Consider the following 16269-nt stretch of genomic DNA (forward strand, 5'->3'; position numbering starts at 1 on the left):
GCTGCTAGCCCTTCACCTTCTCGAGCAGCCGGCCCACGATCTCGGCGCTCGTCACGCCCTCGCTCTCGGCGCGGAAGTTCGCGATCACGCGGTGCACGAGGACGTTCCTCGCGAGCGCGCGCACGTCCTCCACGCTCGCCGCCATGCGGCCGTCGAGGATGGCGCGGCTCTTCGCGCCGAGCACGAGGTACTGGCTCGCGCGCGGGCCGGCGCCCCAGGAGACGTTCTCCTTCACGAAGTCGGGCGCGTCCGGCTCCTTGGGGCGCGTCGCGCGCACGAGATCCACCGCGTACTTGATGACGTGGTCGGCGGCGGGGACGCGCAGGACGAGGTCCTGCAGCTCGCGGATCTTGTGGGGCGAGAGGATGCGCTTGAGCGGTGGGCGCGACGCGATGGTGGTGGAGCGGACGATCTCCTGCTCCTCCTGCGCGGTGGGGTAGCTCACCGTCACGTAGAACATGAACCGGTCGAGCTGCGCCTCGGGGAGCGGGTAGGTGCCCTCCTGCTCGATGGGGTTCTGCGTGGCGAACACCAGGAACGGCAGGTCGAGCGGGTAGGTCTCGCCGCCCGCCGTCACGCGGTACTCCTGCATCGCCTGGAGCAGCGCGGCCTGGGTCTTCGGCGGCGTGCGGTTGATCTCGTCGGCGAGCAGGAGGTTCGCGAAGATCGGGCCGGCGACGAAGCGGAAGGCGCGGCGCCCGGTGGTGTGGTCCTCCTCGAGCACGTCGGTGCCCGTGATGTCGGAGGGCATGAGGTCCGGCGTGAACTGGATGCGGTTGAAGGAGAGGTCGAGGACGTCGGCGACGGTGGAGATGAGGAGCGTCTTGGCGAGCCCCGGGACGCCGACGAACAGGCAGTGCCCGCGCGCGAAGAGCGCGACGAGGAGCGAGTCCACGACCTCCTTCTGGCCGACGATGCGCTTCTCGATCTCGGTGAGGAGGAGCCGCCGCGCCTCGTGCAGCTCGCGGACGGCCTGGAGGTCGGCCTCGGGGTTGGGCGATGCGCTCGTGTCGAGGGTCGTGGTGGTGGACATGGCCTGTTCCGCTCCGTGCCGGCTAGTGGTCCGCGAGTATCCGCGCAAAGCCCGCTTCCCGCGAGGCGCCGCCCGGGTCCCCGCTCGCCTCGAGCGCCTTGGCGAGGCCGGCGTGGATGTCCGGGTCGAACGGGTCCTGGCGGTTCGCGACGAGGAGGTGCTCCTTCGCGCCCGCGAAGTCCTTGCGGGCGAGCAGGATGCGGGCGAGCCGCACGTGGAGCGCGGCGTAGTCGGGGCTCCAGCCGAGCGCCTCGCGGAGCACCCGCTCGGCCTCGCCGTCCGCGCCGGACATCATCGCGGCGAGCGCGTACTGGTTCGAGAGGATGGGCACCCGGGCGCCCACCCGCTGCACGGCCTTGCCGTACTCGATGCGCGCGGCGGTCCACTTGCCGCGCGTGCGCATGATCTCGCCCAGCCGCGCGAAGCCGCGCGCGCGCTCGTCCGGGATCTCCGCCCACTCGGCCCACTGGCCCGCCTGCTTCGGGTCGTCCTTGAAGCGGAGCTTGGCGAGCGCGTGCTCGCCGCCGCGCGGCAGCGCCCGGCTCCCCATGTGGCGGCGCCACTCGCCGAGGAAGCGCGGGAACGGCACGCCGAGGGCCTCCGACACCGCCGCCTCGGTCGGCTCGCCGCGCGCGAGCGCGTCGAGGACGCGCGGCAGCACCGGCGGGCCCCGCTGCTGCACGAGGTACTCGATGGCGAGGGCGACCTGGGCGTAGGCGAGCGCGGCGCGCTCCTGCGAGGGCAGCTTCGCGAGCGAGGGGTGCATCTCCTCGAAGGAGACGAGGTCGTTCTTCTGCACCGCCTCGCGCACGAGCGCGGCCGACACGGGCGAGATCGGCTCGCCCCCCCCGCGCCAGTCGTCCTCGAACCACTTCGCGAGCCCCTCCTGCAGCCAGATGGGCGCGCGGTTCCGCGACTTCAGCGTGAGGACGTGGTGCGTGTACTCGTGCGCCGCGGTGTCGAGCCAGTCGTAGCCCTTGAGGAGCGCCTTGGGCGAGAGGAGCATCAGCTTGTTGAACTTGCACACCGCCACCGTGCCGGAGGTGCGGATCTCCTGCTCGGTGAGCGTCGAGACCTTGGCGAGCTCCTTCACGTCGTTCACGATCTCGACCGTCAGCCGCGCGTCCGGCGTGAAGGCGAGGCTCTTCGCGAGCGCGGCGCGCTGCCGCTCGAGCGCGTCCACGAGGTACGGCACGAGCACCTCGTCCTTGCCCTTCGGATACGCGACGACGAAGTGCTCGCTCTCGAAGTGGGCGTCGTCCTTCGTGACCTCGAGCGCGGCCTTCGCGAGGGCGAGGTAGCCGGCGGGATCGCCGAGCCCGGACGACTCGACGAGCGGCACCGCCTCCGCGTAGCGCTGCTCGTAGAAGCGCAGGAGCCCGGCGGCGAGGCGGACCGCCGGCTCGTCGGGGCTCGCCGCGAAGAGCGGCTCGATCACGGCGCGGGCGCTCGCGACGTCCTCGTCGGCGAGCGTGCGCAGCGCGCCGGAGATCCGCTCCGGGAGCGCGAGCTTCGGGCGCGGGGGGCGCGCGGGCGAGGCGTGGGGGGTGACGTTCTTCGCGGGCGGCGCCGCGGAGGCGGGGGCCGAGCCGGCGACGAGCGCCGCGACGAGGGCGAGCGCGAGGGCCCTCACTTGACGAGCTCCTCGTAGTAGCGCTGCACCTCGCCCTTGTAGCGCTCCGGGGCGCCCTGCCTCATCGCGTCGAGCAGGTCCTTGCGGAACTCCTCCGGCACCTTGTAGGCCTCCGCGCCCGGGATCTTCACCTTCTCCCGCGACGCCTCGCGGCCGTCGCCCGACTCCTCGCCGCCGCCCTGCTCGCCGCCGAACGGGAACGGGAAGCCCATCCCGCCCCCGCCGCCCTGGCCCTGGCGCTTCGCGGCCTCCTCGAGCCCCTTCTGGAAGCGCGCGAGCGCGTCGAGCGCGAGCGCCTGCTCGCCGTGGCCGCGCTGCGGGTTGCGGTTGCCGAGCTCCGCGGCGGCCTCGCCCATGTGGCCGCGCGACTCGCCGAGCTGCGCCTGCGCCTCCTGCGGGAAGATCGGCGCCTGCTGCATGAGCTCCCCGAGCTTCTGCTGGAGGCCCTGCGCCTTCTGCTCGAGCGCGCCCTGCTTCTTCGCGAGCTCGCCGAGCCGCTTCTGCGCCTCGGGCGGCAGGACCGAGCGCGGATCGGGGAACATCTTCGAGAGGGCGTCGCGGATCTCGCGCGCCTTCGGCACCGCCGCGTCCACCGCGCGGTGCGCGTCGGCGATGGACTCGCGGGGCGTGCCGAGCGCCGGCTGCCGCGACAGCTCGGCGTCCTCCTCGAGGTAGCGCGAGAGCCGCTCCACCGACGGCGCCGCGCGCTGCGCGGTCTCCCAGGCGGCCCCCATCTCCTTCATGCCGAGCGCGCGCTCGAGATCGGAGAGCGCCTCGCGCGACTGCTCGTACTCCATCTCCGAGCGGTAGGAGATCCCCGGCGCCGCGCGCTCCACGTCCTTGCGCGCCTCGCCGGCGAGCTCCGCGAGGCGCTTCACCTCCTGCTCGGAGGCCTTCACCCGCTCCTGCAGCTTCTTGCGGTACTCCGCGCGGACCTGGTCCGTCTCGCCGGCGGTGGCCTCCTGCTCGGCCTTCACCTTCTCGAGCTGCTCCTTGAAGGCGAGCATCTCCTTCATGAGCGCCTGGGCCTTCTCGTCCGGCCGCCCCGCGGTGCGCTGGAGCCCGGCGAGCATCTGGTCCATGGAGGAGGCCATCGCGTCGAGCGCCTTCATCGCCGCCTCGACGTCGCCCTTCGAGAGCAGCTTCTCCACCTCGTCGAGCCCGCCCACGAGGTCCTTCGAGCGCGCGAGCTCGGCGAGCGCCTCGGCGTTCATGTGCTCGTCGTTGAAGCCCTTCGAGAGCTCGGCCATCTGCGCGAGCAGATCCTTCACGCGCTCCTTCATCCGGCCGATCTCGGCGAGCAGCTCCTTCTTCGCCGCCTCGCTCGGCGAAGCGCGGTACCTCTCCATGAGCGAGGCGAGCTCGCGGCGGCGGCTCGCGAGGTCCTTCGCGAGCCGGACGAGGTCCTCGGCGCGGCGCTTGTCGAGGAGCTGCTCGAGGTAGAGGGCGCCCTTCTCCAGCTCCTGATCGAGCAGCCCGTCGAGCGCGGCCATGCCGCGGAGGAGCGAGGCGTCGGGGCGGATGCGCACGCGGATCGCCTGCGCGACCGAGCCGCGCGGGCCGGCGACGCGCCCCGCGGCGGAGCGGATCGCCCCCGCGACGTTCGTGAGCGCGTCGGCGACCTCCCGCGGGCCGGCGCGGTCGCGGCGGATCTCGCGCGCCGCGTCGCTCATCCGCTCGTGCAGGTGGCGCGTGCGGACGTCGAGCGCCTGCACCGGCGCGAGCCGCTCCGCGGTCGTCACCGGCCCGGCCGCGAGCGTCTCCAGCCGGTCGCCCAGGACCCCCACGAGCTCCTCGAACAAGGCGCGCGCGTTCTCGAGCACCTGCCGGCGGTGCTCGGCCTCGGAGTAGATCTTGAGCGTGTGCGTCTCGGTGCGGGTCTTCTTCGGGCCGGAGACCGTGTCCGTGTCGAGCGCCTCGAGCCAGTAGTCGAGCCGCTCCCCCTCGCCGAGCTTCTCCGCGACGAGGTCGAGCTCGTACACGCCGCCGTCGCGGCGCAGCCCCTGCTGCCGGCGCAGCACCCGCCGCTCCTCCGCGCCGCCCGCGCGCTTCAGGACGAGCGCGGCCTCGGAGAGCCCCACGTCGTCCTCGGCCTGCCACTCGATCGCCACGCGCGCGTTCGCGTCCACCTCCAGCTCGCGCTCCGGCGCGGTGATGCGCACCTCCGGGAACGCGTCCGGCTCCACGACGATCGGGATGGGCGGCCCCTCGGCGACGACCGCCTTCCCGTCGAGGTAGCGGAAGCGATAGCTTCCGCCGTCGGTCACGAGCAGCCGGCCGCGCAGGTCGCGCTTGCCGCCGACGGACAGGGCGAAGCGCTTCACCGGCGCTGCCCCCGGCTCCGCTCGTGGCTCGCCTGGCTCGCCGCGAGCGGGCTCTTTCGCGCCACCTCGGGGTTGCCCCTCCTCACCGGCGCTGACGCCGGCCCGCTGCGCACCCTCGGCAGGGCCCCGAGCGGCGGGGTCGAGGTCGAACGCGATGACGAGCTCGGCCTGCTTCACGTCGCGGTCGGCGCGCGTCTCGAGCGTGACCTCGGTACCCTTCGGCGCGCGGATCTCGCCCCCGGTGCCGGAGAGCGTGCGCGGCTCGCGCTTCATGTACGCGGGGTACTTGAAGGTGAGCTGGATATCGCCCGTGATCGGGTCGGCGGCGGGGGCGGGCGTGCCGGGCGGATCGCCGAGCAGCACGCGGCCGTAGGCGTGCGCGAGGGGGCTGCCGCCGAGGAGGAAGGCGGCCGCGTGGGCGGCGAGCGCCAGGACGAGCGTGAGCCCTCCCCGCCGCGCCCAGAGATCCGGCACGGCGCGCGCGAGGTCCACCTCCTGCGCCGCCTCCGCGGTCCGCGCGAGGTGGGCGTCCACGAGCGCGACCGAGTAACGCCCGCTCGCCTGGATGGCCTCGCGCTCGCGCGCGAGCTCGACCGAGGACAGGAGGTCGGAGCGGAGCGCCGGCGCGTCGCGCGCGACGGTGCGGGCGGCGGCCTCGGCGCTCCAGGCGGTGCGGAGGAGCGCGCGGATCGCGAGCGCGGCGGCGGCGACGATCACCGTGGCCGCCGCGGCGAGCGTCAGGGATCGCACGCCGATGCGGGCGCCGAGGTAGAGCGCCACCGCCCCCGCGAGCAGCACGGCGAGCCCGGCCGCGAGCCCGAAGCCGAGCGCGGCGAGCAGGACGACGCGGAGCTGTCGGCGCCGCGCCCCGTCGAGGACGCGCGCGATGTCACCGTACGCGACGGTCATCGGCCCTTTCGTAGAGAAGCCCCCGCCCTCGGCCCGGCGGGTTCAGGGAGGATAACGCGGGGAGGTCCGGGGTGCCCCCGCGGTGTTACGCACGGGGCAGGTGTGCGGCGCACCTCTCTGGGAGCGCGCCGTCCAGGGTGTGCTAGTTTTCGCCCTCCGCTTGAATTTACACCCCGGAGCAGCCGTCCGACCGATGGAAGCTGACGACCTCGCGCTGGTCTCGAAGGCCCAGGCAGGCGATCCCGCCGCCTTTCGCGCGCTCGTCGTCCGCTACCAGAGGAAGGTCTACGCCGTGGCGCTCGGCATCGTGAAAGACTCGGACCTCGCCTGGGACGTCGCCCAGGAGGCGTTCGTGCGGGTCCACGGGCACCTGGGCGCGTTCGAGGGCAAGTCCTCGTTCTCGACCTGGCTCTTCCGCATCGCGACGCACCTGTCCATCGACGCCGTCCGGCGCGAGCGCGTCTCGCAGAAGGAGGACGTGGACGAGGTGCGCGAGAGCGACCTGACCGGCGGCGGCGAGGGCATCCTCGCGACGACGCTCGGGGACGATCCCGCCGAGAACGTGCTCCGCCGCGAGATGGCGGAGAAGATCCAGGACGCCCTCGCGACCCTGCCCGAGAAGCACCGGACCATCCTCGTGCTGCGCGAGGTGGAGGGGCTCTCCTACGAGGAGCTCGCCGAGCGGCTGGGGATCCACAAGGGCACGGTGATGAGCCGGCTCTTCCATGCGCGGAAGAAGATGCAGACCGCGCTGCGCGGCTACGCGGAGCGCAGCGCAGGGGACGACGAGGAGTCGGCGCCATGAAGGACTGCGTCCGCTACGCCCCGATGCTCGGCGCGCGCCCGGGAGAGCTCACGGACGAGGAGCGGCGCGCGCTCGACCTCCACCTCCAGGGCTGCGCCGGCTGCAGCGCCACCGCGGCGGAGCTGGCCGCGCTCGACGGCCTCGTGGGCGAGTCGCTCCTCGCCCGCGCGAACGCCCGGGACTTCGCGCCGTTCGTGGACCAGGTGATGGCGCGGGTGGGCGCCGCGCCGGGGCTCGCGCCCGCGCGCGGCCGGCGTGGCTTCCTCGGGTGGTTCCGGGCGCACCCGCGGGCGGCGCTCGCCTCGCTCGTGCCGGTTCTGGCGGCGGTCGCGCTCGTCGTGTACGTTCGCCTCGAAGGCGGCCAGCTCGGCCAGGTGGCCTCCCTCGAGCTCTCGACCGAGGGCGAGGTGACGATGGTGCTGCAGACGTCGGACGGCCCGGTGGTGCTGCTCGACGACGGGGAGCACTCGTGACTCGATGCCGCCGCTCGTGCTTCGACAGGCTCACGAGCGGGCCTGCGAAGCTTCAGGAGACCCGGTGACCCGCACGCTCTTCGCCGCGACCCTCGGCGCCCTCCTCGCGATCGGCGCCGCCCTGCCCACGGCCGCCCACGCCGAAGTGCCGGTCAGGGTTCGCGTCATCAAGGGCTCGCGGCAGGGACCGGCCAAGGTCGATCCCCGCCTCGAGGACCTGCGCCGCCAGCTCTCGCCGCTCGCCTACGTCCGCTGGGATCAGGTGAGCGAGCACCGGATGGAGCTCGACCGCGGCCGGACGCAGTTCGTCGAGCTGCCGGGCGGCGAGACCGCCGCGCTCACGCTGCAGGAGCGGCACGGCGACACGGTGACGTTCGAGGTGGCGCTCACCTCGCGGAACACCCAGTCCCGCCTGACCGTGCAGAAGGGCCAGCGCATCGTGCACCAGGTCACCGGCGAGAAGAAGGGCGAGGCCCTCTTCCTCACCGTGAATGCCTGGCCGTAGGGGGGGGGTCGGGCCTTGAGCCACCTGGCTCGAGCGTCATGACGACCGCGTACGAGCTCCAATCGGCACGGCGCGGGCGCGACTCGAAATCGAGCGCTTTTGCGTAGCGACGCTCTTCGCGTCAGTTCCCCTGGAGCACGTTCTGGCCGCGGTTGGCGAGATCGACGCTCTGCCAGATGCCCTGGATGGTCGGGAGGATCTGCGTCACCACGCGGTTCCAGTTGGTGAGGCCGTACGGCGCCACGTAGACGACGTCGAGCGGCTCGAGCTGGAACTGGGTGGCGAGCAGCATGGCGTCGGCGCTCGAGGCGTTCAGACGGTACACGCGCGGCGCGTCGTAGCGGCCCCGAAAGACGTACACCTCGCCCGGGTTCGAGGACACCGCCGAGAAGCCCTCGGAGTCGCCGATCGCCTCGGCGAGCGTCATCCTGCCGCGCGCCATGAGCTTCGACGACTGGCGCATCACCTCGCCGAGCACGAAGACCTTGTTCTCCTCGCGCGAGGGCACGTGCAGCACGTCGCCGTCCTTGAGGAGCCAGTTCTGCGAGCGATCGCCCTCGTCGTAGAAGGCCTGCAGGTCGAGCCGGTAGGTTCGGCCTTCGCGGGTGAGCGCGACGCCCCGCGTCCAGGCGCCGGGGGCGAGCCCGCGGCAGGCGGCGATGGCGTCCTGCACGCGCAGCGGCACGTCGCTGATCGGCAGCGTGGTGGGCTGCACCACCTCGCCCGTCACCTCCACGCGCTGCCCGCGAAACGCGGCGATGCGCACGTCGAGCTGCGGGTTCTCGATGTACTTGCGCAGCCGCTCGGCGATGAGGACGCGGACCTCGGGGAGGGTCTTGCCGCCGACCTCGATCACCCCGACGTGCGGGTAGAACATCGTCCCGTCTGCCTGCACCGCGTTGCCGAAGGTCTCCGCCGCACGGAACTCGCCGGCCGGGATGGTGAGCTCCGGGTGATCCCACACGATGACGGACAGCACGTCGTACGGCGCGATGCGGTACTGCCAGCTCGCGGCCTCGTCGGCGAGCGGGTCCTTCGGGCGTGCGCTCGCGGCGCGGACGCGCGCCTCGGCCTGCTCGACGAGCACCTTGGACGAGATGGGGACGATGGCGATGGGCTGCTCGGCGGTGCCGCGCGCCTCGAGCTTGTCCGGCTTGAACTGGAGGCCGGGAGAGATCGAGCGGCAGCCCGTGGCGAGCAGCGCGAGCGCGGCGAGGCCGAGGACGGTCGGGCGAGCGAGCGCGTTCAAGGCACCCTCCAGAACGCGCGGTCGAAGTCCTCGAGGCCGCGCTCGATGAGCGCCAGGGCCGACTCGAAGGAAGCACGGGGCAGGTGGTACGGATCCGGCACGTCGAACCCTCCGAACTTTCCGATGCGGTGCACGCGGCCGCGCGCAGAGGGCGCCATGGCCTCGATCTGCCGCTGGTGGGCCGACTCCATCACGAGCACGAGGTCCGCCGCCGCAAGCATCTCGGGGGTGAGCTGCCGCGCCCGGTGGGGCGTGAGGTCGATCCCGCGCTCCGCCAGGAGGGCCACCGCGATCGGGTCGGCGCCCCGTCCCTCGAGCGCGCCCAGCCCCGCCGACTCCACACGGCCACGCCCCCGCGCCGCGAACCGCGCGCGCAGGAGGGCCTCCGCCATGGGGCTCCGGCAGATGTTGCCGACGCACACGATCAGAACCCGGTCGAGCATGGCGTGCGCTGAAGGAGAGTTCCGTGGTGGCTTACTCGCCTCTCTGGGACTCGAGCGTGCTTGGCTGCCTGCCTCCCCTGCGCGAAGGTCGATGTCCGCCGTGCCAATGTCACCGCCCGTTCGGAGTGCCACCTCCAAATGGTGCGCGCGAGGCTAACCAGCGCGCAGCTGACGCTCGACGAGCCGCTGGTACAGGCCGCCACGCGCCACGAGCTCGCGATGGGGGCCAGACTCCACAATCAAGCCACCCTCGATCACCACCACGCGATCGGCGCTCGCGACCGTCGAGAGCCGGTGGGCGATGATCACGGTGGTGCGGCCGGTCATGAGACGCGCGAGCGCGTCCTTCACGAGCGCCTCGGATTCCGCATCGAGGGCGCTCGTCGCCTCGTCCAGGAGGAGGATGCGCGGGTCCTTGAGGACGGCGCGAGCGATGGCGAGCCGCTGGCGCTGGCCGCCGGAGAGCTGCTGACCGCGCTCGCCCACCCGCGTCGCGTAGCCCTCCGGGAACCCGCGCACGAAGGCGTCCGCGTGGGCTGCGCGGCAGGCTGCCACGACCTCCTCGTGCGTCGCGTCCGGCCGGCCGTAGCGCACGTTCTCCTCCACCGAGGCCGAGAAGAGCGTGGGCTCCTGCGGGACGACGCCGAACTGCGCCCGCAGCCAGGTGGGGTCGAGGGAGCGTAGGTCATGGCCGTCGAGCGTGAGCCGCCCGGCGAGCGGGTCGTAGAGCCGGCCGAGGAGCGCCGCGACGGTGGACTTGCCTGAGCCGGAGGGGCCGACGAGCGCGACCACCTCGCCCGGAGCGATGTGGAGGTCGATCCCGCCCAGCACCTCGACGTCGGGGCGGCTCGGGTAGGAGAAGCGCACGCCCTCGAGCGCGATCCGCCCGTCGCAGCGCGCCGGCTGGAGGCCGCCGGCGACGGGCATCTCCGGCACGCGATCCATGAGCGCGAACACCCGCTCCGCCGCGCCGATGCCCTTCATCGCCTCGGCCCACAGGTCGGCGAGGCCGCCGAGGCTCATGGCGATGAGGAGCGTGTAGACGAGGAACGCGGTGAGGGCACCAGGCGTGAGGTCACCGCGCGCGACGAGCTGGCCGCCGTAGCCGAGCACCGCGGCGATGGCGAGGTAGACGCCCGCCGAGGCCCCGCCCATGAAGAGCGAGCCCGCCCGCGCCCGGCGTCGTGCGGCGTCGTAGGAGGAGGCGATGGCGGCGTCGTAGCGGCCGCGCTCGGCGGGCTCGGCGTTGAAGGCCCGCACCGTGCGCATCGCGGAGAGCGACTCCTCCGCGACGTGGGAGGCGTCGGCGAGCGCGTCCTGGTAGCGGCGCGCGAGCGCACGGACCTTGCGACCGTAGAACACCGAACCGACCGCGATGGGCGGCACGACGAGCAGCATCACCACGGTGAGTCGCGGGGAGGTGACGAAGAGGAGCCCGATGCCGCCGAGCGCGGTGATGGCGTGGCGGAAGACCATCGACACGTTCGCCGCGACGAGGCTCTGGATGGTGGCGGAGTCGGTGCCCAGGCGCGAGATGAGCTCGCCGGTGCGGGAGGCGTCGAAGAAGCCGATCTCCTGATCGAGGAGGCTCCTGTAGAGCCGCTCGCGCACGCGCCGCACGCCACGCTCGCCCGCGAGCGAGAAGAGGAGGTGCCGCCCCGCTATCGCGAGACCCTGGACGACGGCGATGACCGCGAGCACGCCCGCCGCCCGGGTGACCGCGCGCGGATCCTTCCCCGCGATGGCGCCGTCCACGATGAGCCGGATGCCCTGCGGGTACACGAGCGAGAGCGCCGCACCAGCGACCAGCAGGACGGTGCCGAGCGAGAGCGCCGGCAGCTCCTCGCGCAGGAGGCCGCCCAGGCGGCGGAGGACGGAGGTGGGCGGGCGGGCGGGCATCGGGCGGGAGTCATAACGCGGGAAAACTCCGCTCGCCCTCACCAGCCCCGCTCGCGGTTCGGCAAGCTCGCCGCGAGTGTTACGCGAATTCCGAACGCGAGCCGAAGCTGGTAGGCCTCTCGACTCGCGAACCGTCAGCGAGTGGCGATGACCTTGAGCGGCGGGTCCCACGCGAGCGGCGGAAGGGACTCCCCCGGCTGCAGCCGATTGTTTGCCGGTCGGGGATCGCTCGGCAGCGGGGTGTCGCACGGCAGCGTTGGGCGGAACTCCGGCACGATCTCCGCGAACTTGCGGCGAATGTCGTCGGGCGCGGCGTCGGAGAGCGCCCCGAGCTCACTAACGTGCCGCAACAGCGGCTCCCACGCGTGCGGGCGGAAGCGGCCGACGAAGATCTTGGGGTGCCGCGTCTTGGCGGCGTTCTCGGAGTGCACCGACAGCTCCTCGAACAGCTTCTCGCCGGGGCGCACGCCGGTGTACTCGATCTCGATGTCCACCCCAGGCTCGTAGCCGCAGAGGGAGATGAGATCGCGGGCGAGATCCGAGATCTTCACGGGCTCGCCCATGTCGAGGATGAAGATCTCGCCGCCTGCCCCCATGGACCCGGCCTGGAGCACGAGCTGGCTCGCCTCCGGGATGGTCATGAAGTAGCGCTGCATCTCCGGGTGCGTGACGGTCACCGGGCCGCCGGCCGCGATCTGCTCCTTGAAGATCGGGATGACGCTCCCGGTGGAGCCGAGCACGTTCCCGAACCGGACGGTCACGAACCGCGTCCGCGATCGCTGCGAGAGTCCCTGGACGTAGATCTCGGCCACGCGCTTCGAGACGCCCATCACGGAGGTCGGGTTCACCGCCTTGTCCGTGGAGATCATGACGAAGCGATCGACCCCGTACTGATCCGAGAGGTCGGCGAGCGTCTTCGTCCCGAAGACGTTGTTCTTCACGGCCTCGCCTGGGTTCCACTCCATCATCGGCACGTGCTTGTGCGCGGCCGCGTGCAGCACCACGTCCGGCCGGTGCTCCGCGAACACCTTGTGCATCCGGACCTCGTCGCCGACGTCCGCGATGCACGCCACGAGCGAGAGGTCGGGAAAGCGCTCCTGGAGCTCCCGGTGGATCTGGAAGAGGTTGTTCTCGCCGTGCTCGACCAGCACGAGGCGCTCGGGCCCGAACCGACAGACCTGGCGGCAAAGCTCCGATCCGATGGAACCTCCCGCGCCCGAGACCATCACCACCCGGCCCGCCATGACCTCGGAGATGGCAGCCATGTCGAGCTGGACGGGATCGCGGCCGAGGAGGTCCTCGATGGCGACCTCGCGGAGCTGGCTCACCGTGACGCGGCCGTCGATGAGATCACCGATCCCCGGGATCGTCCGGAAACGGACGCCGGCGGCCTTGCAGGCCGCGACCATGCGCCGCATTTGCGCGCCGGTCGCCGAGGGCACCGCGATGAGCACCTCGTCCACCGCAAAGTCGGCGGCGACCGTGGGGAGATCCTCGATCGTGCCGACCACGCGCACGCCGTGGATCTGCGCCCCCCGCTTGTGCGGGCTGTCGTCGAGGACACCCACCGCGTCCCAGCGCTCCTGACGCGCGTGGATCTCGCGGAGCAACGTCTCGCCGGCATCGCCGGCGCCGATGACGAGAACGCGCTGCCGCCGCTCCTGGCCTGCGGTGTGGAGACGCCGTCTCAGCGCCCGCGTCGCGAACCGCAGACCTCCGACGAGCGTGATCGCGGTCAACCACTCGATCGCCGGGACCGAACGGGGGAACCCCTCGAACCCGGCGAACAGGAAGACCGAGAAGAGCAGGGTCCCGACCGTCGTCGCCTGTACGAGTGCGACGAGATCCGGCGCGCCCGTGTATCGCCACAGGCCACGGAAGAGCCCGAGCGCGTGGAAGCTCGCGACGCGGGCGGCGAGAAGCACTGGGAGCCAGACCGCGAGGTCGATGGCCTGATCCGCGGGGATCCTGAAGTCGAACCGAAGGTTTAGCGCGATGAGGAGCGCCGACGTCCACAACGCCATGTGGGCGCCGATGACGGCCACACGACGTGCAGCGACCCTAAGTGCGACCCCCCGGTCAGTCACGGCGGAATGTGTACCAGAAGAAGCTCGGTCACGCATAGTGGCAGCCGCGTCGCCCGAGCACAGGACGCGGCCGCAGCCTCGCCGTCAGGCCGCCTCGAACCGGTGCCTTCCCCCGGAGCGCCGGTGCTTGCTGGCGATGTCGGTGACCGCCTCCACGACGCGTGCGACGTCGCCGTCCGTCATCTTGGAGTATATGGGCAGCGAGACGCTTCGGCGGTAGACGTCGAGCGCCACGGGGAGCTGCTCGGGCGCGTAACCGTAAGTGTCTCGATAGTACGGATGGACGTGGAGCGGGATGAAGTGTACCGAGGCGCCAATCCCGCGCTCCTTGAGCTCCACGATGAAGCGATCCCGGTCGATTCCGAGCGCTCCTGGGCGAAGCTTCAGGACGTACAAATGGTGCGTGTGGTCACGATCCGTCGACCACGACATCAGCTCGAAGGCCCGATGGTCGATGAAGGCGCGGTCGTAGGTCACCGCGATCTCGCGGCGCCGCTCGAGCATCTCGTCGGCCCGCTCCAGCTGGCCCAGGCCGATCGCCGACGCGATGTCGGTCAGGTTGTACTTGTAGCCCGGCGCGATGATCTCGTAGTACCAGCTGCCCTCGGCCGAGTACCGCTTCCACGCGTCCCGCGAGATCCCGTGGAGCGACATGAACCGCATCCGGTCCGCCCACTCCGCGTTGGCGGTCACCGCCGCGCCGCCTTCACCCGTCGTGATCGTCTTCGTCGCATAGAACGAGAAGCAGGAGATGTCGGCGAGAGTCCCGACCTTTCGCCCGCGATAGCGACCCGGGAAGCAGTGGGCGGCGTCGTCGATCACGAAGATGCCGCGCGGCCTCGCCAGCGCGACGATTTCGTCCATGTCCGCGGGCACGCCCGCGAAGTGCACGGGCATGATCGCCCGCGTGCGCGGCGTGATCGCCCGCTCGATGGCGGCGGGGTCCACGTTGTGGTCGGACCCGCGCACGTCCACGAGCACGGGGGTCGCGCCGAGGTACCTGACCACTTCGGCGGTGGCCGCGAACGTCAAGGTGGGGACGATCACCTCGTCGCCGGCCTTCACGCCGACCGCCTCGAGGGCGAGGTGAAGCGCAGCCGTACAGGAGTTCACCATCACGGCGTGCGGCGCGCCCGTCGCGGCGCCGAACCGGCGCTCGAATTCCTTCGTCTTCGGGCCGGTCGTGATCCAGCCGGAGCGGAGGGTCTCGACGACGGACTCGACCTCCGCCTCCGAGATGTCGGGTAACGCGAACGGCAGGAAGTTGGCGGCGCGCATCGCTCCCTGTTTACCACGGATGGTGCGGTCTCATGAATGGCCCTCGGACGTGGAAGGTACGAGAAGTTGGAGTGCCCCGCTGGACCTGTGTCGCCACTGCGCGTGCGCACGCGACTCCGCCTCGCCGCCTGGCGCTTACGCGCTTTCCTCGTCAGCGGCGCGACCCGCAGCATCTCGGTGATCGGACGACCGTCCCACCGCTCCCATTCCGACTCCGTTGCGGCGCCAGCGCGGGGCTTTTCCGTCCGCCGGTTTACGCGTAGAGTCCCACCTCCTCCGGTATGGACATGCAGAAACTCTTCGACGGCATCCAGAATCGCTCCGCGCGGATCGGCATCATCGGGCAGGGCTACGTGGGGTTGCCCCTCGGCCTCGTCTTCTGCAGCGCCGGCTTTCACGTCACGGGCTTCGACATCGACGCGAAGAAGGTCGCCACGCTCTCCAGGGGCGAGTCCTACATTCGCCACATCGGCCCGGAACGCGTCGCCGCGGCCGTCGAGAGCGGGCGGTACGTGGCGACCGACGACTTCGATCGGCTCGCCGAATGCGACGCGGTCTTGATCTGCGTCCCCACTCCGCTCGGCAAGCACCGGGAGCCCGACAACTCCTTCATCCACTCGACCGCTCGGGAGATCGCGAAGCGGCTGCGGCCTGGACAGCTCGTCGTCCTCGAGTCCACCACGTACCCGGGAACCACCGACGAGGAGGTGAAGCCCATCCTCGAGTCGAGCGGGCTCGAGTGCCCGAAGGACTTCTTGCTCGCGTTCTCCCCTGAGCGCGAAGACCCCGGCAACGAGCGGTTCTCGACGCGCTCCATCCCGAAGGTGGTCGGGGGCGTCAACGCCCCTTCGACGGAGGCGGCGGTCCAGCTCTACCGCGCCGCGCTCGACACCGTGGTCCCCGTCTCGAGCTCCCGCGTCGCAGAGTCGGGGAAGCTCCTCGAGAACATCTTCCGCTCGGTCAACATCGCGCTCGTGAACGAGCTAAAGGTCATCTTCGACCGGATGGACATCGACGTCTGGGAGGTCATCGAGGCCGCGAAGACCAAGCCGTTCGGGTTCATGCCGTTCTATCCCGGCCCCGGGCTCGGCGGGCACTGCATCCCGCTCGACCCCTTCTACCTCTCCTGGAAGGCTGCCGAGTTCGGCTCCTGGGCGCGGTTCATCGAGCTCGCGGGTGAGGTGAACACCCGCATGCCGGGCTATGTTGTCGAGAAGACCGTCCGCGCGCTGAACGACGACGGGAAGGCGCTGCGCGGCTCGCGCGTCCTCGTGCTCGGTCTGTCCTACAAGGCGAACATCGACGACGATCGGGAGTCCCCGTCGTACGAGCTCATCGAGCTCTTCCAGCACGGGGGGGCGCAGGTGGACTACTGCGATCCCTACTTTCCGGTCTCGCACCCGACACGGAAGCACGACCTCGCGATGCGCTCGGTGCCGTGCACGCCGAAGACGCTCGCGACCTACGACGTCGTCGTTCTCTCGACGGCGCACGACGAGTTCAAGCGCCCCGAGATCTACGAAAACGTGCCGCTCGTCGTCGACACGCGCAACGTCGTCGCCTCGCTGCGAGGCGGCGGTGGGCCGCGGAGGCTCGTGAAGGCATGAACTGACGGCGGCGCACCCGCGGGG

The 16269-nt window shown here is 71.5% G+C and carries 12 protein-coding genes; 4 read left to right on the top strand and 8 right to left on the bottom strand.

Annotated elements, in window-relative coordinates; all coding sequences use genetic code 11:
* Positions 1-4 precede the first annotated feature (4 nt).
* Genes MLV88_RS14040 through MLV88_RS14050 form a run of 3 tightly spaced genes read right to left on the bottom strand, consistent with a single transcriptional unit; the run spans position 5 to position 5899 of the window.
* A complete protein-coding gene (locus tag MLV88_RS14040; protein WP_242335547.1) occupies positions 5-1033 on the bottom strand; it encodes an AAA family ATPase in 1029 nt (342 codons plus the stop codon).
* 22 nt (positions 1034-1055) lie between these two features.
* Positions 1056-2666: a peptidase MA family metallohydrolase gene (locus MLV88_RS24615; RefSeq protein WP_243337739.1), complete on the bottom strand. Its 1611-nt coding sequence runs from the start codon at positions 2664-2666 to the stop codon at positions 1056-1058.
* A complete protein-coding gene (locus tag MLV88_RS14050) occupies positions 2663-5899 on the bottom strand; it encodes a DUF4175 family protein (RefSeq protein WP_243337741.1) in 3237 nt (1078 codons plus the stop codon). The genes MLV88_RS24615 and MLV88_RS14050 overlap by 4 nt, the downstream gene beginning before the upstream one ends.
* Positions 5900-6092: 193 nt before the next feature.
* On the opposite strand from MLV88_RS14050, the gene MLV88_RS14055 reads away from it, so the two are divergent.
* From MLV88_RS14055 to MLV88_RS14065, 3 genes are all read left to right on the top strand, one after another.
* The gene (locus MLV88_RS14055) at positions 6093-6704 is read left to right on the top strand and encodes a sigma-70 family RNA polymerase sigma factor (RefSeq protein ID WP_242335557.1); all 612 of its coding nucleotides are present in this window, start codon (positions 6093-6095) and stop codon (positions 6702-6704) included.
* Positions 6701-7177: a zf-HC2 domain-containing protein gene (locus MLV88_RS14060; protein ID WP_242335559.1), complete on the top strand. Its 477-nt coding sequence runs from the start codon at positions 6701-6703 to the stop codon at positions 7175-7177. Before MLV88_RS14055 ends, MLV88_RS14060 begins: the two co-directional genes overlap by 4 nt.
* Positions 7178-7241: 64 nt before the next feature.
* Positions 7242-7682: a hypothetical protein gene (locus MLV88_RS14065; protein WP_242335562.1), complete on the top strand. Its 441-nt coding sequence runs from the start codon at positions 7242-7244 to the stop codon at positions 7680-7682.
* A gap of 121 nt (positions 7683-7803) precedes the next feature.
* Here MLV88_RS14065 and MLV88_RS14070 read toward each other — a convergent pair whose 3' ends face one another.
* From MLV88_RS14070 to MLV88_RS14090, 5 genes are all read right to left on the bottom strand, one after another.
* On the bottom strand, positions 7804-8931 hold the full coding sequence (locus MLV88_RS14070; protein WP_242335564.1) for a polysaccharide export protein: 1128 nt from the start codon (positions 8929-8931) through the stop codon (positions 7804-7806).
* On the bottom strand, positions 8928-9374 hold the full coding sequence (locus MLV88_RS14075) for a low molecular weight protein-tyrosine-phosphatase (RefSeq protein ID WP_242335567.1): 447 nt from the start codon (positions 9372-9374) through the stop codon (positions 8928-8930). Before MLV88_RS14075 ends, MLV88_RS14070 begins: the two co-directional genes overlap by 4 nt.
* Positions 9375-9527: 153 nt before the next feature.
* Positions 9528-11273 (bottom strand): ABC transporter ATP-binding protein, encoded by a 1746-nt coding sequence (locus MLV88_RS14080; protein WP_242335569.1) that lies wholly within the window; start codon positions 11271-11273, stop codon positions 9528-9530.
* Positions 11274-11407: 134 nt separating this feature from the next.
* On the bottom strand, positions 11408-13297 hold the full coding sequence (locus tag MLV88_RS14085; protein WP_242335572.1) for a polysaccharide biosynthesis protein: 1890 nt from the start codon (positions 13295-13297) through the stop codon (positions 11408-11410).
* A 147-nt stretch (positions 13298-13444) separates the two neighbouring features.
* On the bottom strand, positions 13445-14638 hold the full coding sequence (locus tag MLV88_RS14090) for a DegT/DnrJ/EryC1/StrS family aminotransferase (protein ID WP_242335575.1): 1194 nt from the start codon (positions 14636-14638) through the stop codon (positions 13445-13447).
* A gap of 287 nt (positions 14639-14925) precedes the next feature.
* Between MLV88_RS14090 and MLV88_RS14095 the strand changes: the two genes are divergently transcribed.
* Entirely contained in the window at positions 14926-16245 is a 1320-nt protein-coding gene (locus tag MLV88_RS14095) for a nucleotide sugar dehydrogenase (RefSeq protein WP_242335578.1), read from the top strand.
* Positions 16246-16269 lie beyond the last annotated feature (24 nt).

Origin of the sequence: Anaeromyxobacter soli, assembly GCF_022808855.1 — a bacterium.
In the GTDB taxonomy this organism is placed as follows: Bacteria; Myxococcota; Myxococcia; order Myxococcales; family Anaeromyxobacteraceae; genus Anaeromyxobacter; species Anaeromyxobacter soli.